This window comes from Paraburkholderia sp. Cpub6 (genome assembly GCF_014201065.1).
In the GTDB taxonomy this organism is placed as follows: domain Bacteria; phylum Pseudomonadota; class Gammaproteobacteria; order Burkholderiales; family Burkholderiaceae; genus Paraburkholderia; species Paraburkholderia tuberum.
The window spans coordinates 250,012-274,846 of sequence record NZ_JACHDM010000004.1; the positions used below are offsets into that span (position 1 = coordinate 250,012).

The following is a 24,835-nucleotide window of genomic DNA, read 5'->3' on the forward strand; positions in this document are numbered from 1 at the left end:
ACTGACAGCAAACGACCTTGGCCTTTCAATCGACTTTGCCCTTCGAGGCGTCCGCGCTGCCGGCGGACGCTTCGTCCCTGTTGCGATTGCTGCCGGGTCATGACGGACATTGGGACGAGCTGCGCGACGAGTCGGGCGCGCTGCGCGAGCCATGGCGGCAGTTCTTCGCACTGCTCGACGAAGACGGCGTGGCGCGGCTCGCGGACCATCACGCGTCGATCGCGCAGCAGATCCGCGACAACGACATCAGCTACAACGTCTACGCGGACAACGGCAAGTCACGGCCATGGGCGCTCGACCTCCTGCCGTTCCTGATCAGCGAGGCCGAGTGGGCGCACCTCGAGCGCGGCGTCGCGCAGCGCGCGCATCTGCTCAACGCGATCGTTGCCGACATCTACGGACCGCGGACGCTGCTCGAAGATGGCCGACTGCCGCCCGCGCTGGTGTTCGGCCATCCGGGCTACCTGCGTTCGGTGAAGGGCTTTACGCCGCCCGGCGGTCAGTATCTGCAGGTCGTCGCGCTCGATCTCGCGCGTACGCCGGGCGGCGAGTGGAGCGTGATCGCGCATCGCACCGAGGCGCCGTCCGGTCTCGGCTACGCGCTCGAAAACCGCCTGATCGTGTCGACGCTCCTCGCGGAGCCGTTCCGCTCGCTGCGCGTGAGCCGGCTCGCGCCGCTCTATTCGCAACTGATCGCGACGCTCGTGCAGGCCGCGCAAGCGACGATGCGCAACGAGGAAAGCGCCGACGCGTCACCGCATATCGCGCTGCTCACGCCTGGGCCGTACAGCGAAACCTATTTCGAGCATGTGTTTCTGGCGCGCTATCTCGGCGTCACGCTGGTCGAAGGCAAGGATCTGACCGTGCGCGGCGACCGGCTCTATCTGAAGACCCTGGCCGGCCTCGAACGCGTGCACGTCGTGCTGCGCCGTCTCGACGACGCATTCTGCGACCCGATCGAACTGCGCGCCGATTCGACGATCGGCGTGCCGGGGCTGTTGCAGGTGATGCGCGCGGGCAATGTGATCGTGTCGAACGTGCCGGGCTCGGGGTTCGCCGAGTCGCCGGCGTTGCACGGTTTCATGCCGGGTATCGCCGAAGCGTTGCTCGGCGAAGAGCTGCTGCTGCCCGGCGTGCCGACCTGGTGGTGCGGCGAACGGGCCGCGCGCGAGCATGCGTTCGCGCATCTCGACGACGCGTTCATCGTGCCGACCTGGCCGCTCACGGGACGCGACACGCCGCCCGGCATCGAAGGGGGCAGGCAGCCGGTCGCGACATGGCGCGAGCGCATCGACGCGTTGCCCGACGCGTTCACGATCCAGCAGGAGCAGCGCTTTTCCTGCACGCCGCGCTTCGAGGAGGGCACGATCGGCGGAAGGCCGTCGGTGCTGCGCGTCTATGCGATCGCCGACGTCAACGGCGGCTGGCACGTGATGCCGGGCGGTTTCACGCGCATGGCCGCGGAGCGTCAGACCACGGTATCGATGCAGCACGGCGGCAGCAGCGTCGATACCTGGGTGCTGTCGAGCCAGCCGAGCTCGACCTTCACACTGCTGCCTTCGCCGATGCAGCCCGCCGATCTCACGCGCAAGCATCGTACGGTATCGAGCCGTGCCGCGGAGAACCTGTTCTGGGCGGGCCGTTACGGCGAGCGGGCGGAAAACAACGTGCGTCTGCTGCGGCTGATTCTCGGCTCGCTCGAAGGCAACGACGCCGATTCGATGTTCGCGACGCTGGTCGAACTCGCGACATGGTGCGGCCTCGTGCAGCCTGGCGACCTGGCGTCGCCGCACGGGCTGCCGTCGCCGCAGACGTTCGAGCGCGCGCTCGTCGCGAATCTCGGCGAGAGCGCGGGCAGCGTCAGCATCAGCCAGAACCTCAATTGCCAGGCGCGCGCGAACGGCGAGGTGCGCGGGCGTTTGTCGAATGATCATTGGCGCATGATCCTCGCGGCGCGCAACGACTTTCAGGACGCGTTGCAGGTGTTGTCGCCAGCCGTGGGCGCGGGCAACGGCGGTGCGGGTGCCACGAGCAGCGGCAATGCGTTCGATCGCTACGACCGCGTGACGCTCGCAAATGCGCTCGAGCATCTGTCGGTGCAACTATCGGCGATTAGCGGCGCGCAAGGCGACCGCATGACGCGCGATGAAGCGTGGCGGCTGCTGTTCGTCGGACGTCATCTCGAGCGCGTCGCGACGATGGCCGCGTTCATGCGCGGTGTTGCCGTGAACGGCCAGCTCGCGACGCCGGCCGGCTTCGATCTGCTGCTGCAAATGTTCGACAGCACGCTCACGTATCGCTCGCTGTATCCGGGACGTTTCGAAGTACCGGCGCTGCTCGATCTGCTCGTGATCGAACCGCACAATCCGCGCGGCATTTATGGCGTGTACGAGCGGCTGCGCAACAAACTCGACGAGATCGCCATCGCGGCGGGCAGCGTGCGGCATCGGCCGTTCGCGGAGCTGCTGCCGCCCGTCGAATCGCTGCCGACGCTCGAATCGCTCTGCGAGGTCGACGAACAGGGCTCGTATGGCAAGCTGATTGCGCTGTGCGATCAGATCGGCGGCTTCGCCAACGCGGCCGCGCATGAGATCAGCGCGCGCTATTTCAGTCACGCGACCACGGTTGCCTCGCAGGTGTGGGCATGAAGAACGCGTCGACGGTGCTGTCTGTTTCGCATCGCACTGTTTACCATTACTCGACGTATGTCGAAACCGCGCAGCATCTGGCGACGATCCGGCCGCTCGCGTGTCCGTGGCAGCGTGTGATCTCACGCAGCGAGCGGATCGAGCCGCAGCCGTCGTATCAGCATAGCCGCATCGACGCATTCGGCAACGACGTGCTGTACTTCGCGCTCGATACACCGCACGAGCGCCTGCAGCTCGTCAGCGAAACCACGGTCGCGCTGACGCCGCGCTGGACCAACCTCGACGCCGAGGCCACCCCGCCCTGGGAGACGGTGGCCGAGGCGCTGCGGTTTCGCGTGGGCGGCGCGTTCCGTGCCGAGGTGGAGTACTGCTTCGCTTCGCCGAATATTGCGCTACGGCCGTCGCTGCGCGCGTATGCGTTGCCGAGCTTCACGCCCGGCCGGCCGCTCGTCGCGGGCGCGATCGATCTGATGCATCGGATTCACGAGGACTTCGCGTACAAGCCGTCGGCGACGCTGTTCGATACGCCGGCCGAACGCGCGTTTGAGCTGAAGAGCGGCGTGTGTCAGGATTTCGCGCAGGTGATGATCGGCTGTCTGCGCTCGCTTGGCTTGCCCGCCCGCTACGTCAGCGGCTATCTGCGCAACGATCCGCCGCCGGGCCAGCCGCGGCTGATCGGCGCGGATGCTTCGCATGCGTGGGTGTCGGTGCATTGTCCGGCTAGCGGCTGGATCGATCTCGATCCGACCAATGACGTGCTTGCCGATCTCGATCATGTAACGCTTGCGATCGGGCGCGATTACAGCGACGTGTCGTTACTGCGCGGGACGATTCTTGGCGGCGGCGCGCATCGGATGGAAGTGGGGGTGACGGTGCTGGGGTTAGAATGACGCGGCCCCTGTCAATGTGCCTGCGATGATTTCCACCCAGTACATCAGCCGGATTTCCCTTTTACGCGAGAAGGTCGACTCGTTCGACCGCTATCCGTTTTGTCTACCCGCCATCCGGGCGTTCGAGTCGCTGGTCCCGCATCCGAAGGTCACGTTTCTGATCGGTGAAAACGGCTCGGGAAAATCGACGTTTCTTGAAGCGATCGCGGTGTCGATGGGATTCAATCCGGAGGGCGGCACAAAGAACTTCCACTTCGGAACGCGCCATTCGCATTCGAATCTGGGGGACTATCTGCGTATCGCGAAGGGTGTCAGGCATCCTAAGGATGGCTTCTTTCTTCGTGCCGAAAGTTTTTTCAACGTCGCAACCGAAATCGAAAACCTCGATGCGGAGGCGGGACTCGGGCCGCCGGTCATCAATTCGTATGGCGGCCGCTCGCTGCATGAGCAGTCGCACGGGGAGTCGTTCCTGGCTCTGCTGATGAACAGGTTCGGCGGCAAAGGACTTTATCTGCTCGACGAACCCGAAGCCGCGTTGTCACCGCAACGGCAGCTTGCCGCGCTTGCCCGAATCCACGCTCTGGCGAGCGACGACTCGCAGTTTGTCATCGCGACGCACTCGCCGATCCTGATGGCTTATCCCGAGGCGGCGATCTATCACTTTCATGCGGACGGCGTGTCGCAAGTGGCCTACGAGGAAACGGAGCACTACCAGGTTATGCGCTCCTTTCTGATGAACCCGCGGCGCATGCTGGATACTTTGCTGGGCGGCGAGTAGCGGGTGTCCGCTACGTGCGGGCTATGGCGAATGCAACGTTCACTGCGATAATGTCGAAAACGTCGCCGGAGTTCACATCCTCATGAAGTCCCTTTGGTTCGCAGCAGCGCTGGTCTTTCTCACCGCCGGCTGCACTTCGACCTCGGCGCCCGCGGACAATCAGACGGCAGCCAATACGGACGCCTACATGCTGCACACGCCTGACGGCGCGCCGCCCGCCGACTCCGCGTCTAGACCACCGCGACTCACCGTCGGCACCAGCTATTCCGACACGCAACTGATTCTGCCGTGGTTCCTCAACGACATCATCAACTTCGTCAACTATCGCTAGTCCGGTGCGCGGGGGCACTCGGGTGACGAGATCACCTTCGGGGTTCCTTCGCCTATCCTTACACTGAGAAATCCTTCAGGCCCGCTTCACGGGAACGGCGCAGCACCCGATTTCATGTGGCGAACGTGGATGGACACGCGCGATACTTACCGCCGTAGTACCCTTCGCTGACTCGGTCAATGGCGCCCGGGCCTGCGTTCGAGCTCTTTTTTCAGCTCGCAGCCAGAATCAAAGTCGACGGAATACCGGGCTGGCATTGACGCCCCCAAAACCAAAGCCATTGGAGATTGCATATTCCGTCGATATCTTGCGGGCCGATCCGCTGACAATGTCGATGCCTTCCGCTGCCGCATCAGGCCGTGTCAAGTTGAGTGTAGGAGGCGCAAGCTGGTCACGCAGCGCAAGCACGGTGAAGATTGCTTCCACGCCGCCAGCCGCACCAAGCAGATGTCCTGTCGAGGACTTGGTGGCTGACACGGCGGGACCTCGACCTATTCCAAAGATAGCCTTTATGGCAGCCAGCTCACTAATGTCGCCTACCGGCGTGGACGTCGCATGGGCGTTCAAATGCCCGATCAGCTTTGGTTCAAGGTGCGCCTGCTGGATCGCCAGTTCCATCGCTCGTCGTCCGCCGGCACCGTCTTCGGGCAGAGACGTCATATGGTGTGCGTCGGCGCTCGTGCCATAACCGAGCACGTCCGCAATCGGTCTTGAACAGAATATTGCACAGCCGGTAACCATACAGGATCTTGCGCAGGCTTCCATCAACCTACGACTCCCGCCCGCGTCCTCACGAAGGCCGTCGGGCGTTTCTTCCTGTGCTTTTTCGATGTGGTTCGGAACGCGGAATTTTCCTCGGTATGCACGCTTGCGTGCACCGCCAGCGGCAACAAAAGGCGCGCGGGGCGATCCTGTGGTTAGCGTGGCTAGAAACAGCGGGCGGCGTGACAGTAGTGATGGCGTGACAGCGCGTATGACTCAAGTCGGCCAGGTGAACTATCATGGTAGAAGCTGTATTCATCAGCGCAGGAGCACATCATGACCTCCAATCCATCCGCTGAGCCGACCGGCACCTCTCTCGACCCCGCGCAAACTTCCGCCGGCAAGACTCGCCAGCCCGATCCGAAGGGCCTGAAAAATCCGGCCCCAGACGACCTTCCTAACGCCGACGCGGCAGAGCCCGAGCCTCACGAGCACCTCCCGCCCAGAAGCGACGACAACTGATTCAACACCGCAGGTGCCGACGTCGTCCGCATGACAATCCACGCGGCGGGTTCGCGAGTGGTTCGCGCATGCTTTCGCGCCGACGCCGTGAAGTCGGGGAGCGCTCGCGGTTCACGCAAATGGCTCGATGCATTTCGTCCAACAAAGTCACGGCCCAGTTTGAACCGCACAGGAGCAGATCATGCAGAACGTGCTGGTAGGTTATGACGGGTCGGCGTCCGCGCAATATGCCGTTGCTTTCGCGGTCGATCTCGCGAAGCGTTTCGACGCGCGCTTGCATGTGCTCGTCGTCGCGCGCACGCCGGACTGGGGTGCGATAGAAGTTGAGCGAAAAAATCTGATCGATCTGGAAGTGCGCCATGCCACCGAGATCCTCGACGACATCAAGGCGAAGCTCGCCGCTTCGATCGGGGCCGTGGAGTTCGATCTCGTGGTCGGCCCGCCGGCAAAGGAGATCGTGCTGTACGCGGAGCGGCATGCTATCGACCATCTCGTGGTGGGGCATCGCGGACATACGCCGTTCGATCGCTGGCTGATCGGTTCGGTCGCCCGCCAGGTGCTCGCCTACGCGCCGTGCGCGGTCACCATCGTGCGCGATCCGGCGACGATGAAAAAATCGCGGCATGAGAGCGAAGCACCATCGGCATAAAATCCGCAAACTGCTGCAGATGATGGGCTCAGGACAAACGCGACCGATCTCGCAAGCTGGAAGCGGCTTGAGCGTAGAGACGCTGAGAACGTTTGCGTTGACGAACAAAAGCTCGCATGGCCGCGCCTATCAGCTCGCTGCCGAAACGCCGGAGCTCATGAGTCGCATGCTGATCGTGGGTTACTGCTTCGGTGTCCGGTCCGAGCGACGGCTATGCGAAGACCTTTGAGCTTCCTCGACGACATCATCAACTTCGTCAACTGTCGCCAGGCATCGAGCGCGTCGCGCGGCTCTTCACATGATCGATGAACGCACGCAGCTTCGGCATGATCTGGCGGCGGCTCGGATAGTAGAGAAACACGCCCGGGACCATCGGCGCGTACGCCTTCAGAACGTGCACCAGCTTTCCCGTTCGCAACCCCTCGGCGGCCATCGGCTCGGGTAGCTGGGCAAGGCCAACGCCTTCGATCGCAGCGCCCAGCACGCTCGGAAAATCGCTGGCGATGAAAGGACCGGAGACGGCGATCTCGATCGGCTGGCCGTTATCGTTGAACGACCACAACGCGAGCGCGCCGCTGGAGCGCCGCCAGCGAATGCATGCATGCTCGCGCAGATCGTCCATTTGCTCGGGGCGGCCGCGCGCTGCGAAATAGGCAGGACTTCCCACGACGACAAAACGGAACGGTGCCGTGAGCGGCACCGCGACCATGTCGGCGGCGACGAACTGACCGAGCCGGATGCCGGCGTCGAAGCCTTCCGTCGCGAGATCGATCAGCTCCTTGCTGGCCGCTATTTCCACCTCGACCTCGGGATTGGCCTTGCAGAATGACGCGATCAGCGGCTCCAGCAGGATCGGCACGACTGCACGCGGCACGGAAAGACGCAACAGGCCGGACGGTCGCTCGCCGAGTCCGCGCGCCACCTCGCTGGCGGCGACGAGTTCCTCGAAGGCGGGCTTGGCCCGAGCGAGAAAGCGCTCGCCGGCTTCGGTCAAGCCGACGCTGCGCGTGGTGCGGATGAAGAGCGTCGCACCGAGGCGGGCTTCGAGCACGCGCACCGCCTGACTGACGGCCGACGGCGTCACGCCCAGTTGCGCGGCGGCCCCGCGAAAACTGCGATGCTCGGCAACGCTGAGGAAGACTTCGACGCCGTCGAGCGCGCCCTGCCTGACTGTGAAGTTCTGCTTCATAGCCTGTCAACATTGTGAGGAATAGTCACCCGCGCGAGACGATGGTACACCTAACACCTGCGCGTCCACCTTTCGACAGGAGGCATCATGGCACCGCGGCTTCTCTTTCAGTTGCATCTCGTTCTGGGCTATGTCGCCTGGCTATTGTGCTTCGGCACCTACGTCTGGCCGAAGCTCAAGTCGATGGCTCCATTCGACGCGCAACGCGCGGTCGCCACGTTGCACAGCTTCCGCTTCTTCGGGCTCGCCTTTCTGTTGCCTGGTGTCGTCAGTGCGCAACTGTCCGCGAGCTTCGCCGTGTTCGCCGCCTATGGGGATTTCGCCACGGGGGTGCTGGCGATGCTGGCGTTGCTGACGGCCCGGATACGTCCGCTGTTCTGGTCGTTCGTCGTCGCTTTCAATCTGGTTGGTATGGCCGACCTGATCATCGACTACTACCACGCAACCGCGGCCGATCTGCCCGCGCATGCAGGCGAGCTGGGCGCCTTGTACGCGATTCCGATCATCTATGTGCCGATGCTGGCGATCACGCATGTTGCCGCCTTCTATCTGATGTTGCGCCCTCGGCTGAAGCGGCGTCACGCCCGTCCTTCCGTCGGCCGTGACATTTCCCAGGCGTAGCCTGCCGCACTGGCCGCAGTTCGGCCACGTAACGAGGAATCCGATCAGCATCGAGCGACGTTTTTACGCCTTCCACCTGCGTTATGCTGTCGGTCGTCGAGTCGATGCTCGCGGCCTGAACTAAGCAGGTGCGCAAACCCGGCCTGATGCGGCCGGGTGGTACCCTTCACTGGCACTTCCGGCTTTCGTGCATGCGACCTGATTCTCGCGTCCCTTGGCCCGACGACGCGAGCAAACGCCCGGAACGACCACTGAACTCAGCGAGGTGCCGACGTGAAATACTGCATGCTATTGCTGCCGCTCTTTCTCGCCGCCTGCGCACAGGCACCGGAAGTGACAGCGCCGGCGCCATCGGCAACCACGGCGGCCGCCAACCCGGCGTCGCCGACCGGCACCGATCTGTTGACCCGATACCACTGGCAACTGAACAACGCGATCGATCGCAATGGCACGCACATCGATGCCCTGTTCGTCCGCCCAGACAGGCCCGTGCAGCTCGACTTCAGTCCATACCGGATCACCGTCGTCAATAGCTGCAACAGCATGGGAGCGGGTTACACCGTCAGGAAAGGGTATTTGCAGATCGGCCCGATGGTCAGCACGATGATGGCCTGCCACGATGCCGCGCTTGCCGCACTCGACGATGCGATCTCGCAGCGTGTGCGCGGCAGCGTCAACGTGACCCTGCTCACGCGGGACAACGCGCCGAGCCTGCAACTGGTCACCGATAGCGGCGACACGCTGAGATTTACCGGTGTGCCCACGGCCGAGACGCGCTACGGCGGCCCCGGTCAAATAGCGTTCCTTGAAGTGGCGGCGCAGTCCGTGCCGTGCAACCATCCGTTGATGCCGAACGCGCAATGTCTGCTCGTGCGCGATCGCTTCTTCGACGAGCAGGGCCTGGCGACCGGCACGCCTGGTCCGTGGCACCCGTTGAATCAGGATATCGAAGGCTATACGCACACGCCGGGCATCCGTAACGTCGTGCGCGTGAAGCGTTTCACAGTCAGGAACCCGCCTGCCGATGGGCCGTCGGTCGCTTATGTGCTGGACCTGGTCGTCGAATCGGAGAAGGTCGGGCAGTAATGCTTCTTCAAACGTGCCGCCAGGCACATTGGCGGCACGGCTCCCCACCAGCGTGACTTCACCCCTTCTGAATCAGCCGTCCCAGCGGCGCGAGCGGTCCCACCGGCAGGTATTCATACTTCATCAGCCCGTCAGCCACGAGCGGCAACGCGTTGAGTATTGCCTTGGCCTCGTCGACCGACCCGACGTTCATCAGGAAAATCGGTCCGGCCTTGTCGCGGAACCAGAACTGCTCGACCTTGCCGTCGAGATAAAGCTGGAGCGTGGCCGGCACCTCGTGGGGCATGTGCTGCTGGAGCTTGTCCGGGGTGAGGGTCGGTTGTGCGGTTGCGATGGCGAAAACTTTCATCAGTGACCTCCTGGGTCGACGTTGGTTGCGATGTACAACGGGGCTCACTGTAGCCCTCGGCCGGGAAAAGCTGTATCGTCGCAAATGACAACTTTAGGGTCATTTACGCCATGCGCATCGCCGTGCTCGCCTTGCAGGGGCTGTTCGACACCGGTCTCACCGTCATGCTCGACGCGTTCTCGCTTGCCAACCGGTTCGCGGCCGCGAAGATGGGCGGGCGGCCGCACTTCGAACTGTCGGTCGTCGGCGTGCGCAAGAAGGTTCGCTCAGGGCAGGGGCTGACCATCCCCGTGCAAGCGATCACCGCGGACCTGAAGCCGGACTGGGTGATCATTCCCGCGCTCAGTACCGGTACGCCGGAGCAGCTGGTACCCGCGCTCGAGCGGCCGGACGTGCGCGACGCCAGGGTGCAAATGCTGGCATGGCATGCACAGGGCACGTTGATCGCCGCGTCGTGCATCGGCACGTTCCTCGTCGCGGAAACCGGACTCCTCGATCATCGCGAAGCGACCACGACCTGGTGGCTGGGTCCATTGTTCCGGCAACGCTATCCGGCCGTGTTGCTCGACGAGTCGCGCATGCTGGTGCCATCGGACGTCGGTGTGACTGCGGGCGCGGCGATGGGGCATCTCGATCTCGCGCTGTGGTTGATCCGCCGCGCGAGCCCCGAGCTGGCTACGCTCGTGTCGCGCTACCTGCTCGCCGACCTGCGCTCATCGCAGGCGCCGTACATCATCCCGAACCATCTGGCTCAAGCCGATCCGCTGATTCAGCGTTTCGAGCGATGGGCGCGCGATCATCTGAAGGAAGGGTTCTCGCTGCAGCATGCTGCGGCCGCATTGGCGACGAGCGCGCGTACGCTGCAGCGTCGTTGCCAGGACGTGCTCGGCAAATCGCCATTGGCTTACTTTCAGGACCTGCGTGTCGAGTATGCGCAGTCGCTGCTGCATGGCAGCGGCCTCGGCATCGACGCGATCGCGGCCGAGGTCGGCTATGTCGACGGTGCCACGTTGCGCACGCTGTTGCGCCAACGGCTCGGCAAAGGCGTGCGCGATCTTCGTGCGGATCTGCGTTGAAGGCTATCGCGAGCGCGGCAGCGAAGCCGATTGCAAAGTCGACTCTTACGCGCTTTCCGGATCGCAACCGACGATTGAATGTGCTGGCCGCCTGGCTGCCATGCATGCCGTGGCCCGCCGGCGGCTCGCGGCACGCCGCTTGCTACGCACCGCATTGCCGTATACCTTCGCGCCTCACATCCCCCAGCGCAGACACGGCGTGCGAGATGAAGCCGACTCGTGCGACCGCGTCTCCAAACCAGGATGGAGACAGTCATGCCCATGCGGCGCGCCGTTCCGTCATTCTTCTCTTTGGTTCCCGTCATTTCCGTCGCGCCATTGCTCGCGGTTCTATACGCAGTATCCGGGCTTCAACGTGTACGGCGCCGATCTCGGCATCGCGAATCCTTCGGCGTTGCAGCCGGCAGTGACCACGCTCGCGCTCGGCATGTCACAGCCCGCATCGCCGATGCCCACGACCGCGCCGTATCTGAGCGTGTTCTGGGACCAGTGGATCCGCTACTTCGTCACGCGCGACCCGAACTACAACTCGCTCGCCGTCGATCCGCAGAATCCGGGCAGTCTGCAGGCGCGCATCAGTCAGCTGACGGGCCTGCAGGACGTCAACAAGACGGATCTGTCGGCCTTCAATGCGAAGGGCGGCAAGATCCTGATGGCGCACGGCATGGCCGACGCGCTCGTCAGCACGCGTTCGACCGAGCAGTACTATCAGCGTCTGCAAGCGACGATGGGCGTGTCCACCGTGGCGAACTTCGTGCGCTTCTACGAGATTCCCGGCTATGGCCATGCGCTCAGCACCGTGTTCAACGCCTCGTGGGATTCGCTGACGACGCTCGAAAACTGGGTCGAAAACGGCGTGGTGCCGCCCGCGCAGATCGTCGCCGATACGGCGGGCGTGCCCGGACGCACACGGCCGCTGTGCCAATATCCGACCTTTCCGCGCTATAACGGCTCGGGCGACGTGAACGGCGCGGCGAATTTCACCTGCGCAAGACAGTAGGCGCTGTTCAACTGACGTTGAAATGCACGCGGATGTTTTGCGTGCTTTCGACGGGCCGGCCATCGCGCAGCGCGGGAAAAAAGCGCCAGCGCCGCAACGTGTCGAGCAGCAGCTGATTGAGACGGGGGTTCGGCGTCGCGTGAATGAGCTCGACATCGACCGAGCCGTCGGCGTGGATCGTGAAGCGGGCTGTCGCGATCGTCTGATAGGCCTGCTCGCGCAAGTCGTCGGGCAGCGTCGGTAGCGGTTGCGATATGGAGCGGGCGGCGGTGTTGGAGCTTGCCGAGGCGGCTGGAGCGGCGTCGTGCTGTGCGGACGATTGCTGCGATCCCGCGGCGGCCGTTTGTTCCGGCTGATCATCTTGCGACGGGCGTTGTGCCTGACTAGCAACCGGTACTGACGGCGCTGCGGCAGCGGGCGTCGTCAGCGTCTGCGGCCTGGTTGGCACAGGCGGCACCGCGCCATGCGCTGAGGTACGCGATTGCGTCTGCGCGTGCCGTGGCGCCTGTTCCGCTGGAACCGCAACCGGAGTTTGCGACGGACGGGATTCAGGCGGCGCAGGCTCGTCGAGCACGACCACGCGCATATCCAGTGGAGCAGGCGGTGGGGCTGGCTGACTCGACTTCAGCAACCCGGACGACAGCGCAGCCAGCACCAGAAGCCAGATACCCAGCGAGATCAGACAAGCGACGGCGGTACGCAGCGTTCCCACAACGTGCCCCTCGGACAGCTCGCGGCAAGCTTTAATCACGATGCACGGCGATCAGAAAGTGTTCGGCGCCCGCGCGTCGCGCCGCGAGCATGGCCTGCACGACCGCGCCGTGACCCGCGTGATCGTCGGCCGCGATGACGACGTTGCCGTCCGCGCGCAGCAGGCGCTTCACTTCAGGCTCGATCTGATCCGCGCGAACGACGTGGCGATTGACCGAGACCTCGTCGTTGCCGTTCACCGATATCGTCAGCGGCTCGCTCGTGCTGATCGGCTGCGCGCGTCCCGAAGGCAGATTGATCCGCACCGCGTCGAGACGTTGCATCGCCAGCGAGGCGAGCATGAAGGTCGCGAGCAGAAAGAACATCACGTCGATCATCGGAATGATTTCGATGCGGCCGCGCCGCGAGGCGCGCGAGCGTTTGAGTTTCATCAGCGCTCGCCTCGCGCCTCTTGTTGCAGGCGCAGCGCGCTGAGTCGCGCGTTGGCGAATAGTTCGAGTTCATCCATCAGACGCTCGAGCCGCCGTGAAAAATAGTTGAACGCGAACAGTGCGAAGACCGCGACGATGAGTCCGATCGCGGTCGCCACCAGCGACTGCGCCACCCCGCCCGTGACACCGCCCGGATCGACGAGCCCATTGCCGCCGAACAGCTGGAATGACTTCATCATCCCGACGATCGTGCCGAGCAAGCCGAGCAGCGGCGCCGCCGTGACGATCGTCTCCAGTAGCCACAGACCGCGGCCCATGTCGCGCTCGATCTGCGATGCGATCGATTGCGCCGACGCCTCGCGCAGCCACAGCGGCGAGTCGGATTCCGACAGCCACGGCGCGGCCATGCGCCGAAACGCGTGGTGCGGGGCGAGACCGTCGAGACGGTTGTCATCGGCTGACGACGTGGGTTGCAAAACACGCGCCGGTGCGCTTGCGAAGCGGGCAAACACATACGCCCGCTCGATGATGATGGTCAATGCGAGCACGCCGAGCACGCTGAGCGGATACATGATCCATCCGCCGGTGCGCATCGCCGCGATAAAGCCTGTCCATTCCTGCATGATGGTTCTCCCTGCCGTCGATCAGAAGTACTTGGTTACGCCCGCATAAACCGCGAAATGCGGACCGTACTGCGGCGCGCCGACGCCGATGCCCGAGCCGTCACGCAACTCGTACACGCGGTTGAATGCGTTGATCACCACCAGACGCGCGTCGAACTTGCCGATCATCGGCTCGTTGAAGTGCTGGATGACGCCGAGGTTGAACTGCGCATAGACGGGCAGGCGATCGGTGTTCGCAAAGCCGCTGCGCAGGCCGGAGCCGACGATTCCGTCGAACGTGAAGGTGGTTTGGTGGAAGTCGTATGCCGCGCCGAACGATGCGGTCACGCGCTGGTCGTGATCGAGGTACACCCAGTTGTTCGAGATGTACGCCAGTTCGTCCGCACCGAAATTGAACTGCGCGGAGTTGATGTTCTTGCCTTGCGCGCGGCTATACGCGAGGTTCAGATACGCGGAGAGATTGTCCTGTTTGTAGTTGGCGGTGAATTCGACGCCATACGTTCTGCCGTACTGGTAGTTGAACGGCGCGTAGATCAGCGCGGAGCCGAACTGTCCTTCGTCGAGCAGGTCGGTCGATTTCTTGTAGTACGCGTCGAGTCCGAGCGTGACGGCAGGGCCGAGTTTCTGCGTGATGCCGAGATCGAAATAGTGGCTGCGTTCCGGCTTTACGGGATCGTTCTGCGTTACCGAACTCTGATTCGTCGTGCCGTCGAACTTCGATATCGTCGAGCCGGACACGAGTTCGAACGGCGGCGGCGTGAAGTAGCGCGCGTAGCCGGCGTGCAGCGTCGTCGACGACGTGAGCGTGTAGACGAGGCCGACGCGTGGGCTCAACTGGCTCGCGCTCGTGTACTCGTCCATGCGGTCGTAGCGCAAGCCATAGTTCAGCGTGAGCCGGTCGGTCAGCTTCCATTCGTCCTGCGCGTACAGGCTGTACAGATAGCCGGTCTTGCTGCTGCTGTCCTGGATGTTGAAGGGCACGTCGGAGAGCTGGTTGCCGTCCGCGTCGGCGGGGAACACAGACACGTTATTGTCGAATATCGCGTGTTCCTGCTGGAAGAAGACGCCCGTGCGAACCGTGTGACTGTCGTTGATGCGCCAGGTCGTATCGACCTGCACGCCGTTGGCTGTGTTGCTATGGAAGTCCTCCGATGCCACGCCGTTGAACATCAGGTCGCCGATCGGATCGGGATTGAACTTCGTGCGCGTATAGCGCGTAAAGAAGGCGACCTGGTAATCGAGCGCGCCGCCGTTGGTGCCTTGAAGCGCGAGCGCCGCGAAATTGTTCAGCTCCGATTGCGTTTCGTTCAGTTGCGACGAATCGAACGTGCTGTGGCCGTTGAGCGCGAAGTTCGGCGTGAGCCCCGGCGTGTTCGGAATCTCGAACTGGTTGCTGGTCGCGCCGAACAACAGACTCACACGCGTGAGCGGATTGATCAGATACGACAGATAGCCGAACGCATCGCCCTGGCGCGTGTGATCGTGAATCGCATTGGCGCTCGCCGTCGGATTCTCGATGCCGAGATTGTTCATGCCGAGCGAGCCGCTCAGGTAGTAGCTGAACGGTCCCTCGCTGCCGAACACGTCGGCACTCGTTTTGACGGTCTGATGGCTGCCGCCGAATACGTCGATCGAGCCGCCGCTGCCCATGTCGCCCGATTTGGTGCGGATGTCGACGATGCCGGCCGTGCGGTAGCCGTACTGCGCGGGCAGGGCGCCCGTGAGCAGGTTCATTTGATCGATGATGCGCGTGTCGAACGACTGGCCGAAGCCGCTGATCGGCTCCGGAATGATGATGCCGTTGATCCGGTATTGCAGATTGGCGTGCTCGCCGCGCACGTGCAACTGGCCGTACGAGTCGTTGGCGACGCCGGGCGCTTGCAGCAGCACCTGATTGAGCGGCGTGTTCGCGCCCGCCGGCATCGTGTCGATGTCCGCCTGCGTGAAGCGATAGACGCTGCTGCCCGTTTCGGGCAGCAAGCCGTTGCGGGCAGCGTTCAGACGTTGTGCGTTGACCTGCACGTCGAGTGTGTCGCTCTTTTGCAGTTGTACGCTGACGCTCGCCGGGGCGCCGGACTGGGCGGTCGCGATGCTGCTGCCGCTTGCAAAACCGGCCGCGGTGACGACGACCGCATAGGTGCCGGGCGCCACGCCGTCGATCGAGAAGTGGCCCGACGTGTCCGTGTTCGACGTGCCAATGGAGGCGCCGCTCGCGTCCTGTACCTCCACTTTCGCGTGAGCGACGGGTCGGCCCGCGGGATCGGAGACCGTGCCCGTCAATATGGCGTTGCTCGGCGCGCCCCATGCGTTCGAGATGGCGGTACAGAACACGATCGCCGCCTGTGCGGTCAGTGTGCGTTTTTTCATTGTTGTTGCTCGCGCTATGGACGATACGTTGATGAACAGAAGCGTTCGGCAAAAGCTCGCCCACCTCGCCCCTGGCCGGCAGGGGAAGGACAGGCGAACTGGAGGTTGACGACGCGCGATAGCAGGCCCGTCGATCGGGCCTACTTTTCGATGAGAACGGTAATGGCGATGACGGTCATAAGTGGTCGTTGAGCATGGACTGTCCGCTCATAGGTCGGACGGATTTTGTTGGACGTCGCAGTGGGCCCGTGTGAAAAAACGGCAGGGCTGGAGTGCCAATTTTTCGGCATGTTATAACATAACAATTACAGCTGGCAAGTCGCAAGATGAAGGCCGCCATAGCGCTACGGGTGAGGCATTTGCCCATTGCAATTCGAAAAACTTGACACAGTGCATATGCACACATAAACTTCGCTCCATGAACCGTCCTCTCTCCTACGACGAATGCAACTGCTTCGCGCTGCGCCAGGCGGCGCGGCACGTCACGCAGATGTACGAGCGCCATCTCGGCAGCGTCGGGCTGACCGCTGCGCAGTTCACGATCCTCGCGAAGCTCGCGCGCACACCGAACCTGCCTATGGCGGAGCTCGCGGACGCGATGGTGATGGAGCGCACCACGCTGGTCCGCGCGATGAAGCCCTTGCAGCGCGACGGCCTCGTGCTGGCCGAGGCGGCGGACCACGACAACCGCACGTTGCTGTTCAGCCTGACGGAAAAAGGCGAGACGACGTTCGATCAGGCCTCCGTCGCATGGCGCGCCGCACAGGACGAATTCGAAAAGAAGTTCGGCCGCGCCCGCGCAAAGACGCTGCGTACCGAGCTGTTCAGCATCACCGGTTAGATCGCGCGCAGGAACCCGCTTCGGCGGGTTTTATGACGCCTCTTAATGTGCATATGCACTAACGAGCAAAGGAAGTGAAGCGAATGGAAGCGCTTTTCGACGACGACTGCTTTGCGATCCGCCAGGCCGCGCGTCACGTATCGCAGATCTACGACCGGCACCTGTCGAATGTCGGGCTGACCATCACGCAGTTTTCGCTGCTGGGGCGCCTGAAGCGCACCGGTCCGATGACGATGAAGCAGATTGCCGAGGCCATGCGCATGCAGCGCACCACGCTGGTCCGTACGATTCAACCGCTGCGACGCGACGGGCTGGTGTCGAGCGAGGCGATGGGCGCGGATGCGCGCGCGCTGCTGATCTCGCTGACCGCCGCGGGCGAAGAGCGGCAAGACGCAGGCCGCGCTCATTGGTATGCCGCACAGGCCGAGTTCGAGCACCGCTTCGGCGAGGAGCGCGCGGCTGCACTGCGCACCGAGCTGTTTGCGATCACCCGGGATACGCTTTGACATAAACGCTGAAGATAGCGGAGGCCGGCGCACTGCGCCGTTTTTTTCAATCTGAAGAGTGCATACGCACATATCGACACCATGTCCACAACTCCTTCGACCGTCGCGCCGCCAAGCGCGGTACAACCCGTCAGACAGGCGCGGCGTATCCCGTGGATGCTGCTCGCGATCCTCTCCGTTCTCGTCGTGTTGGCGCTTGCCACTTCGTACTGGTTCTTCGTCGGCCGCTTCGTCGAGAGCACCGACGATGCGTACGTCGGCGGCGACGTCACGGTGATGGCGCCGAAGGTCAACGGCTTCGTCACCGACGTGCTCGTGCACGACAACGAGTTCGTGCACGCCAACCAGGTGCTCGTGCGTCTCGATGCCCGCGACTACGACGCGCGCCTCGCCCAGGCCAGCGCTGAAGTGGAGAGCGCGCAGGCCGCCGTCACCGAACTCGAAGCGAAGAAATCACTGCAACTCGCGGCGATCAACGAGCAGGCCGCCGAGGTCCGCGCGTCGGGCGCCGAGCTCACACGCAGCGCCGCCGACCAGACGCGCTACCGCGAGCTCGTGAAAGACGACGCGGTGTCGAACCAGGTCGTCGAGAAGGCCGACGCCGATCTGGCCAAAGCGCGCGCGGCGGTCGATCGCAGCAGCGCGGCGCTGCTCGCGGCGCAACGCCAGATCGCGGTGCTCGACGCTCAGATCGGCGACGCGAAAGCGCGCATCGCGACCGCGCAGGCCGCGCAGCGCGTCGCCGCGTTGAACGTCGAGTACACGACGATCCGCTCGCCGATCGATGGCTATGTCGGCAATCGCACCGCTCGCGTTGGGCTGCTCGCCAACACGGGCGTGTCGCTGCTGACCGTCGTGCCGGCGAGCGGTTTATGGATCGACGCGAACTTCAAGGAAGATCAGCTGCGCAAAATGCATTCGGGCGACAGCGTCGACGTCGAACTCGATGCGTCGAGCACAACGCTGCACGGCGTGGTCGACAGTCTTGCACCGGCGACCGGTGCGACCTTCAGCGTCTTGCCGGCGGAAAACGCGACCGGCAACTTCACGAAGATCGTGCAGCGCGTGCCGGTGCGCGTGCGCCTCGACGTGCCGAAGGACATGCAGGGCGTGCTGCGTCCGGGACTGTCCGCGACCGTGAAAGTGCACCTCGATGCGGGCCGTCCGGCCGCGCAGGGATGAACCGATCATGACTCACGCTTTTGACAACCCCGCCGACCAGCCGACCCGCACCAAGGTCTTCGCATTCGCGCTGATGTGCGTCGGCTTTTTCATGGCGACGCTCGATATCCAGATCGTCGCATCGTCGCTGCGCGATATCGGCGGCGGACTGTCCGCCAGTCAGGATGAACTCTCCTGGGTGCAGACCTCGTATCTGATCGCGGAGATCATCGTGATTCCGATGTCGGGGTGGCTCACGCGCGTGTTCTCGACGCGCTGGGTCTTCACCTTCTCCGCGTTCGGCTTCACGGTCACCAGCATGCTGTGCGGTCTCGCGTGGGACATCAACTCGATGATCCTGTTTCGCGGTCTGCAAGGCGCGCTCGGTGCCGCAATGATCCCGACCGTGTTCACGACCGCGTTCGTGCTGTTTCCCGGCAAGCAGCGTTTGATCGCGTCGACGACGATCGGCGCGCTTGCGTCGCTTGCGCCGACGATCGGCCCGGTGATCGGCGGCTGGATCACGTCGCAATGGTCGTGGCACTGGCTGTTCTATCTGAACCTGGTACCCGGCGTCGCCGTCACGCTGTTGGTGCCGAAGTACGTGCATATCGACAAGGTCGATCTGTCCTTGCTGAAAAAGGGCGACTACTTCGGCATCTTGCTGATGTCGGGTTTTCTCGGTTGCCTCGAATACGTGCTCGAAGAGGGACCGCGCAAAAACTGGTTCGGCGACGACGTGATCGTTCTGTGCGCGTGGGTCGCGGCGATCTGCGGGTTTCTGTTCCTCGTGCATGCGTTCACCGCGAAGGAACCGATCGTCGATCTGCGCGCACTGGCGTTGCGCAATTTCGGTATCGGCAGTCTGCTGTCGTTCATTACCGGGATCGGAATCTTCTGCACCGTGTTTCTGACGCCGGTGTTTCTTGCGCGCGTGCGCGGCTTCGATTCGTTGCAGATTGGTCTCGCGTTGCTGTCCGTTGGCTGTTTTCAGTTGCTCGCGCTGGCCGCCTACTCGACGCTCGCGCGCTTCGTCGATATGCGCATGCTGATGGTGTTCGGACTCGCGCTGTTTGGCATCGGCTGCTATCTGTACGTGCCGTTGACGAACCAATGGGGCTGGCAGCAGTTGCTGATTCCGCAAGCGTTGCGCGGAATTGGCCAGCAATTCTGTATTCCGCCGATCGTGACGATGGCGCTGGGTGCGTTGCCGCCGTCGCGGCTGCGCTCCGCGAGCGGGCTGTTCAATCTGATGCGCAATCTCGGCGGTGCGATCGGCATCGCGGTCAGCAGCACGATGTTGAACGACCGTCTGAACCTGCACTACGAACGGCTCGACGAACATCTGAATGCGGGCCGTCCGGTCGTCGAATCGATCTTGCAGAAGCAGGCCGAGTATCTGTCGGCTGTTGGTGGTGATGTCTTGAACGCCGCGAGTGCGGGGCTCGCCGAATTGCACGCGGCATTGATGCGCGAAGCGCTGGTGCTCGCATTCTCGGACGCCTTTTTGGCGGTTGCGCTGTGCTTCGTGGTCGGCTTGCTGAGCGTGCTGTTTTCGCGCCCGTTCGGCAACACCGCGCCCCCGCCCGATGCCCATTAGGAGACCAACATGAAACGAATCGTGATGAGGTTACTGGCGAGCGCGGCGTTCCTGACGCTCGCGGCCTGCGCGGTGCAACCCGCGACGCACGCGGATTTGCCGCATACGGTGCAGACGCTCGCGCCGGCCGCGTGGAGCGTCGACGCGCCGCAAGACAGCGTGAACACCGATGCCTGGTGGGCGCAATTCGGCGACCCGGTCATGCATCAGCTGATCGAATCGGTGCTGACCGGCAACCTCGACGTGCGGGCCGCGGCCGAACGCGTGAAGCAGTCGCAGGACCTGGTGACGCAGAATCGCGCGGCGCTGCTGCCGGAGCTGAATGCGAACGCGGGCGCATCGACCGAGCGGCAGAACACGCCGCCGCCGCTCGGCTATGTGCGCCAGGCCGGCTTCGGCCTCGCCGCGAGCTGGACGCCGGACGTGTTCGGCGGCGAACGTCTCGCGGTGCTCGCCTCGCAGGCGCAGGTGTCGGGTAGCGTTGCGGCGCTGAACCAGTTGCGGCTCGCGCTCGCCGCGAACACGGCGGCTGCGTATATCGATCTACGCTGGGCGCAGGCGCAATTGCAGATCCTCGACGACAACGAGCAGATTCGCAGCCGCGCGCTGAAGCTCACGCAGGAGCGTCTGCATTACGGCCTGTCGACGCAGCTCGACGTCGCCCGCGCGCAGAATCAGTTGCAGGACTTGCAGGCGCAGATTCCGCGTATGCAATCGGCGGTGCAGCATCAACTGAGTCTGATCGCCGTGTATTCGGGACGTACGCCGGAAAGCCTCGATACGCTGCTGCTTTCCAACGCGCGCGAGATTCCGGTGCCTGCGCAAAGCGCGCCGCAGGTGTTGCCGTCCGACGCGTTGCTGCATCGACCCGACGTGCGCACCGCCTATGCGCTCGTCGAACAGCGTGCGGCGGAAGTGGGGGTATCGAAGGCGCAGCGCTATCCGCAGTTCAAGATCAACCTGACGAATGGGCTGCTCGCGTCGTCGTACCTTGGCTTGCCGACGCTGACCGACAATCTGTTCAGCGCTGCGTTGAATGCGACGAGCCCGATCTTCAACGCCGGGCGCATCACCGCGAACATCGACGCGAGCGAGAGCCGCATGCGCGAATCGCAGCTCGGCTTGCAACAGACGATGTTGCAGGCGCTGAAGGAAGTCGAGGACAATCGCAGCGATCTCGTCAGCGGCGCGGTGCAGGTGCAGCGCCTGGCCGGTGCGCTCGATGCGTCGAATCACGCGTTGCGTTTGTCGACCGAGCTGTATAAGGGCGGTGCGTCGAGCTTCCTTGATGTGCTCGACGCGCAGGAAGCGTATCTGCGCGACTCGGAGTCGCTCAACCAGGCCCGTCGCGAGCACGCGCTTTCGGCGATCGCGCTGTACCGGTCGCTGGGGGGCGGGTGGGAGCAGGGGGAAACGGTGGCGGCGCAGTGACGGCACCGACATGAAAGCGTATGGGAGGGTTGAAGTCCGATCAAGTGTTTCGCAATCGTGCCTCGCACGCACCATCTGGCCGACACCACCCGCCTGCTGGCAACACTCCCGGAACCGATCCCCCAATCTTTGCTACATTCCTGCACAAGCACCGAATACGCGGCACCATGAAGATGCGTCCGCCAGCGACGCGCATGATCGGCAAATCGAAATCTTTCAAGAGGCTCAAGATGCGAATTCTGGTAGTGGGAGCGGGCGCGGTAGGCGGTTATTTCGGCGGACGTCTGGCGGCGGCCGGGCAGGACGTGACCTTCCTCGTACGCGCCGGTCGCGCGGAAAAGCTACGGAGCGACGGCCTCGTCATCAACAGCCCGCGCGGCAATCTCCAGTTGCCCGACGTGAAGACGATACTGGCCGGTGTCGCCGCCGAGCCGTTCGACCTCGTGCTGCTGAGCTGCAAGGCCTACAGTCTCGACGACGCGATCGATTCGTTCACGCCGTTCGTCGGCGAAGACACGCTGATCCTACCGATGCTCAACGGCATGCGCCATATCGACGTGCTGACCGCGAGCTTCGGCAAGGAGCGCGTGCTCGGCGGTCAGTGCGTGATCGCCGCGACGCTCGATGCCGAGCAGCACATCGTGCATCTGAACGACATGCACGCGATCACGTTCGGCGAACTCGTGGGCGGCACCTCGGAGCGCACCGAGGCGATTGCCGATGCAATGTCCGGCGCGAACTTCGACGTCGCAATCAGCGACAACATCCTGCTGCGCATGTGGGAAAAATGGGTGTTCCTCGCCACCTTGGCCGCGAGTACGTGCTTGATGCGCGGGTCGGTCGGCGATATTCTGGCTGCGCCGGACGGCAAGCGCGTGATTGAGAATCTGCTCGGCGAATGCCGCGCGGCGGCCGAGCACAACGGCTTCACGATGGCCGCGGACTTCGACGTGCGCGCCACCCAGGTGCTGCTGACGCCGTCGCCGCTGACCGCGTCGATGCTGCGCGACGTCGAAAACCGCTCGCACACCGAGGCGGATCATATCCTTGGCGACCTGATCTCGCGCGGCGGCGACGCGCAAAAGGGCGAACACGGCGTGTCGCTGCTGCGCATCGCCTATAGTCATCTGAAGACGTACGAAGCTCGCCAGACCCGCACTTCCTGACGGCTCGCCGCGGCCGACGCGAACGCGGATCGGGCGGATGGCGCGACGCACGCGAGCGCCGCCGCAACCTGACGATCGGAGGTCAAGCATGCCGGCTCCAACTGGATCGGTGCCCGCGCTCAGCGCCGCTTCCGCGACCGTGTTCTCGATCGGCATCGTGTTTCTCGGCTACTGGGGTATGTATGAGCCGACTGCCTGGCACAAGGCCGACGTTTTGGTCTTTGTGCTCGCGCTGGCCGGCTTCGCGTGCCTGGGCCTCGTGCCATGGATGGCGACGAGTCCCGTCGAGCCGGAGAACAGCGACTCACGCGTGCGTATCGCGCGGCATCTGTTTCTCGCGGGCGTGACCGCGATCTGGCTCGCGGTGGCGGTCTCCGTGATCTTCTGAAGCTCAGCGAAGACGCGCCGCTGCTTACTCCGGCATCTTCCTGAACGAGACCGCAATGCGGTTCCAGCCGTTGATCGCAACGATCAGCGGCGTCAGGTCGCTGATTTCCTGCTCGCTGAAATGCGGCTTCACCGCGTCCCATACCGTATCCGGCTCTTCCCCGAGCTGCGCATCGGCTACCTGGTGCCGCCCGCGTCGTTGCACGGCCCGCTGCTGAAGGCGCGGCAGATCGCCGATTGTCACGGCTGGACGCTGACGCAAACGGCGCTCGCGTCGTTTATGCTCAATGGCGACTTCGCGCGCCATCTGCGGCGCATGCACAAGGCTTACGCGGCCCGCCGCGCGATGCTGCTCGAGCATCTGCAAGGCGATCTCGCGCGCTGGTTCGAGCCGATCGTGCCGAGCGCCGGCATCCATCTGGCGGCGCGGCTCAAGGGGCCGTTGGCGTCGCTCGGCGAAGAGGTGCTCGTTGCCGCCGCGCGTCAAGCGTCGATCGGCCTCTATGGACTCGCGCCATTTCACCATCGCGTGACACCGCAGCCTGGGTTGATCTTCGGCTATGGCAGCATCGCGGCCGAACATATCGACACGGCGCTGACGACGCTCGCCGACATCCTGCAGCGCGTCGCACGCTGAAACGGAGCTCGCCGCAAGCGAGGCGTAGGCATCGTCGAAACGTTGGGGGGTGCGTTGCTTGACCCGTCAAACGAAGAAAATGCCCTGTTTCAAGGGGCGAAAACACCGGCTCGCCCCACGCAACCGCCTCGAAACCACGGCCGAAACGAACTGTAACGAGCGTTACTCCTGTATGTCAAAGAGCTCGCCACGCACGTTTTAGGCGCTAAAACAGGGACTAAAACGTGTTGCAGCGTCGGCGCCGCGCAAAAAACTTCATCGCAATACATAAAAGAGTCGCGCAAATCGCTTTAGCGCTTGTAGAATCCGGCGTTGAAGCGTGCACATACGGTGTGCGCTTCGAGCAATTCACTGACCACAACAGGTAGGAGAAACATGCCGACTTCCGCAAAAAAGGTGGCCAAGAAGGCTGCTGCCCCGGTACCGACCAAGAAGGTTGCTGCAAAGAAAGTTCCTGCGAAGAAAGCCGTCGCAGCCAAGAAGGTCGCCGTGAAGGCGTCTGGCGCACCGTCGCCGATCAAGGACACCTTCACGAAGGCCTCGTTGGCAGCTCACATCGCTGAACGCGCTGCAGTGGAACCGAAGACCGCCAAGGCCGTGTTGGCCGCGCTCGAAGACACGATCCTCGGCACGGTGCACAAGAAGGGCGCTGGCGAATTCACGCTGTCGGGTCTGCTGAAGATTGTCGTGCAGGCTGTGCCGGCGAAGAAGAAGCGCTTCGGCAAGGACCCGTTCACGGGCGAAGAGCGCTGGTTCCCGGCCAAGCCGGCCAGCGTGCGCATCAAGACACGCGCGCTGAAGAAGTTGAAGGACGCAGCGGCAGCCTGAACGCGTTGCTCGCACGACTCAGGCGTCGGCATGGCGCTGTTGTGTTTAACCATGCCTGACGTTTGAGTGCGCGAAAAAGCGCCTGCATGCAGGTGATCGAAGTCCCCGTGGATGAAGATTCACGGGGCCTTTTTTTATGCGCTCGCTTCGTAGTGCGCGTCGAGTCCATTGGCGAAACGGCAAGCGCGCCTCTCATAGTGTGCTCCCTGATGGCGCATACGCACCTGACTGGCGCATCATGATCCACGACAGTACGATCAAGGCAATCCGACGCCCTGCGGATGCGCCGTTAGGGGGCACGTCAA

Annotated in this window: 24 protein-coding genes and 3 pseudogenes; 20 read left to right on the plus strand and 7 right to left on the minus strand. The window is 63.5% G+C overall.

Going from position 1 to position 24,835, the window contains the following annotated elements:
- Positions 1-17: 17 nt before the first annotated feature.
- The 4 genes from HDG33_RS10070 (at position 18) to HDG33_RS10085 (ending at position 4,647) form a co-directional block, all read left to right on the plus strand.
- Complete coding sequence (locus tag HDG33_RS10070) at positions 18-2,648, plus strand: circularly permuted type 2 ATP-grasp protein (RefSeq protein ID WP_184025099.1); 2,631 nt, start codon at positions 18-20, stop codon at positions 2,646-2,648.
- Positions 2,645-3,538 carry a transglutaminase family protein gene (locus HDG33_RS10075; RefSeq protein ID WP_184025102.1) on the plus strand — a complete coding sequence of 298 codons (894 nt, stop codon included), beginning with the start codon at positions 2,645-2,647 and terminating at the stop codon, positions 3,536-3,538. Before HDG33_RS10070 ends, HDG33_RS10075 begins: the two co-directional genes overlap by 4 nt.
- 25 nt (positions 3,539-3,563) lie before the next feature.
- Complete coding sequence (locus tag HDG33_RS10080; RefSeq protein ID WP_184025105.1) at positions 3,564-4,316, plus strand: AAA family ATPase; 753 nt, start codon at positions 3,564-3,566, stop codon at positions 4,314-4,316.
- 82 nt (positions 4,317-4,398) lie between these two features.
- The gene (locus HDG33_RS10085) at positions 4,399-4,647 is read left to right on the plus strand and encodes a hypothetical protein (RefSeq protein WP_184025116.1); all 249 of its coding nucleotides are present in this window, start codon (positions 4,399-4,401) and stop codon (positions 4,645-4,647) included.
- A gap of 228 nt (positions 4,648-4,875) precedes the next feature.
- Here HDG33_RS10085 and HDG33_RS10090 read toward each other — a convergent pair whose 3' ends face one another.
- A complete protein-coding gene (locus tag HDG33_RS10090) occupies positions 4,876-5,412 on the minus strand; it encodes a hypothetical protein (protein ID WP_409258994.1) in 537 nt (178 codons plus the stop codon).
- A 273-nt stretch (positions 5,413-5,685) separates the two neighbouring features.
- Here HDG33_RS10090 and HDG33_RS10095 point away from each other — a divergent pair, with 273 nt between their 5' ends.
- The 3 genes and pseudogenes from HDG33_RS10095 to HDG33_RS37240 form a co-directional block, all read left to right on the plus strand.
- Positions 5,686-5,871 (plus strand): hypothetical protein, encoded by a 186-nt coding sequence (locus HDG33_RS10095; protein ID WP_184025126.1) that lies wholly within the window; start codon positions 5,686-5,688, stop codon positions 5,869-5,871.
- Between the two features lie 181 nt (positions 5,872-6,052).
- Entirely contained in the window at positions 6,053-6,520 is a 468-nt protein-coding gene (locus tag HDG33_RS10100; RefSeq protein ID WP_184025129.1) for a universal stress protein, read from the plus strand.
- Positions 6,521-6,668: 148 nt separating this feature from the next.
- A pseudogene (locus HDG33_RS37240) lies at positions 6,669-6,746 on the plus strand (transposase); the annotation flags it as partial.
- Positions 6,747-6,776: 30 nt separating this feature from the next.
- Here HDG33_RS37240 and HDG33_RS10105 read toward each other — a convergent pair.
- A complete protein-coding gene (locus HDG33_RS10105) occupies positions 6,777-7,709 on the minus strand; it encodes a LysR family transcriptional regulator (protein ID WP_184025135.1) in 933 nt (310 codons plus the stop codon).
- A gap of 87 nt (positions 7,710-7,796) precedes the next feature.
- Here HDG33_RS10105 and HDG33_RS10110 point away from each other — a divergent pair, with 87 nt between their 5' ends.
- The gene (locus HDG33_RS10110) at positions 7,797-8,330 is read left to right on the plus strand and encodes a hypothetical protein (protein ID WP_184025138.1); all 534 of its coding nucleotides are present in this window, start codon (positions 7,797-7,799) and stop codon (positions 8,328-8,330) included.
- 273 nt (positions 8,331-8,603) lie between these two features.
- On the plus strand, positions 8,604-9,416 hold the full coding sequence (locus tag HDG33_RS10115; protein ID WP_311548253.1) for a DUF4377 domain-containing protein: 813 nt from the start codon (positions 8,604-8,606) through the stop codon (positions 9,414-9,416).
- A 58-nt stretch (positions 9,417-9,474) separates the two neighbouring features.
- Here the strand turns inward: HDG33_RS10115 and HDG33_RS10120 are convergent, their stop codons facing one another.
- The gene (locus HDG33_RS10120) at positions 9,475-9,765 is read right to left on the minus strand and encodes a hypothetical protein (protein WP_184025141.1); all 291 of its coding nucleotides are present in this window, start codon (positions 9,763-9,765) and stop codon (positions 9,475-9,477) included.
- 110 nt (positions 9,766-9,875) lie between these two features.
- Between HDG33_RS10120 and HDG33_RS10125 the strand changes: the two genes are divergently transcribed.
- Positions 9,876-10,841, plus strand: coding sequence for a GlxA family transcriptional regulator (locus HDG33_RS10125; protein ID WP_184025144.1), 966 nt, complete (start codon positions 9,876-9,878; stop codon positions 10,839-10,841).
- A 334-nt stretch (positions 10,842-11,175) separates the two neighbouring features.
- Positions 11,176-11,841 (plus strand): annotated as a pseudogene (locus HDG33_RS10130) (tannase/feruloyl esterase family alpha/beta hydrolase); the annotation flags it as partial.
- Positions 11,842-11,848: 7 nt separating this feature from the next.
- On the opposite strand, the gene HDG33_RS10135 reads toward HDG33_RS10130, so the two are convergent.
- Genes HDG33_RS10135 through HDG33_RS10150 form a run of 4 tightly spaced genes read right to left on the minus strand, consistent with a single transcriptional unit; the run spans position 11,849 to position 15,973 of the window.
- Positions 11,849-12,553, minus strand: coding sequence for an energy transducer TonB (locus HDG33_RS10135; protein WP_184025147.1), 705 nt, complete (start codon positions 12,551-12,553; stop codon positions 11,849-11,851).
- Between the two features lie 31 nt (positions 12,554-12,584).
- A complete protein-coding gene (locus HDG33_RS10140) occupies positions 12,585-12,983 on the minus strand; it encodes a biopolymer transporter ExbD (RefSeq protein WP_184007118.1) in 399 nt (132 codons plus the stop codon).
- A complete protein-coding gene (locus HDG33_RS10145) occupies positions 12,983-13,606 on the minus strand; it encodes a MotA/TolQ/ExbB proton channel family protein (protein WP_184025150.1) in 624 nt (207 codons plus the stop codon). The genes HDG33_RS10140 and HDG33_RS10145 overlap by 1 nt, the downstream gene beginning before the upstream one ends.
- Before the next feature lie 21 nt (positions 13,607-13,627).
- Positions 13,628-15,973 carry a TonB-dependent receptor gene (locus HDG33_RS10150; protein WP_184025153.1) on the minus strand — a complete coding sequence of 782 codons (2,346 nt, stop codon included), beginning with the start codon at positions 15,971-15,973 and terminating at the stop codon, positions 13,628-13,630.
- Between the two features lie 418 nt (positions 15,974-16,391).
- Between HDG33_RS10150 and HDG33_RS10155 the strand changes: the two genes are divergently transcribed.
- The 9 genes and pseudogenes from HDG33_RS10155 (at position 16,392) to HDG33_RS10200 (ending at position 24,530) form a co-directional block, all read left to right on the plus strand.
- Positions 16,392-16,814, plus strand: coding sequence for a MarR family winged helix-turn-helix transcriptional regulator (locus HDG33_RS10155; protein WP_090807156.1), 423 nt, complete (start codon positions 16,392-16,394; stop codon positions 16,812-16,814).
- Positions 16,815-16,897: 83 nt separating this feature from the next.
- Positions 16,898-17,320 carry a MarR family winged helix-turn-helix transcriptional regulator gene (locus HDG33_RS10160; protein WP_184025155.1) on the plus strand — a complete coding sequence of 141 codons (423 nt, stop codon included), beginning with the start codon at positions 16,898-16,900 and terminating at the stop codon, positions 17,318-17,320.
- Between the two features lie 81 nt (positions 17,321-17,401).
- The gene (locus HDG33_RS10165) at positions 17,402-18,502 is read left to right on the plus strand and encodes an HlyD family secretion protein (protein ID WP_184025158.1); all 1,101 of its coding nucleotides are present in this window, start codon (positions 17,402-17,404) and stop codon (positions 18,500-18,502) included.
- Between the two features lie 7 nt (positions 18,503-18,509).
- Complete coding sequence (locus HDG33_RS10170) at positions 18,510-20,081, plus strand: DHA2 family efflux MFS transporter permease subunit (RefSeq protein ID WP_184025161.1); 1,572 nt, start codon at positions 18,510-18,512, stop codon at positions 20,079-20,081.
- A gap of 9 nt (positions 20,082-20,090) precedes the next feature.
- The gene (locus HDG33_RS10175) at positions 20,091-21,512 is read left to right on the plus strand and encodes an efflux transporter outer membrane subunit (protein ID WP_184025164.1); all 1,422 of its coding nucleotides are present in this window, start codon (positions 20,091-20,093) and stop codon (positions 21,510-21,512) included.
- 230 nt (positions 21,513-21,742) lie between these two features.
- The gene (gene panE, locus HDG33_RS10180) at positions 21,743-22,678 is read left to right on the plus strand and encodes a 2-dehydropantoate 2-reductase (protein WP_184025167.1); all 936 of its coding nucleotides are present in this window, start codon (positions 21,743-21,745) and stop codon (positions 22,676-22,678) included.
- A gap of 88 nt (positions 22,679-22,766) precedes the next feature.
- On the plus strand, positions 22,767-23,066 hold the full coding sequence (locus HDG33_RS10185; protein WP_184025170.1) for a hypothetical protein: 300 nt from the start codon (positions 22,767-22,769) through the stop codon (positions 23,064-23,066).
- Between the two features lie 153 nt (positions 23,067-23,219).
- A pseudogene (locus HDG33_RS10195) lies at positions 23,220-23,702 on the plus strand (PLP-dependent aminotransferase family protein); the annotation flags it as partial.
- A gap of 375 nt (positions 23,703-24,077) precedes the next feature.
- On the plus strand, positions 24,078-24,530 hold the full coding sequence (locus HDG33_RS10200) for an HU family DNA-binding protein (protein WP_090807144.1): 453 nt from the start codon (positions 24,078-24,080) through the stop codon (positions 24,528-24,530).
- Positions 24,531-24,835: the final 305 nt, after the last annotated feature.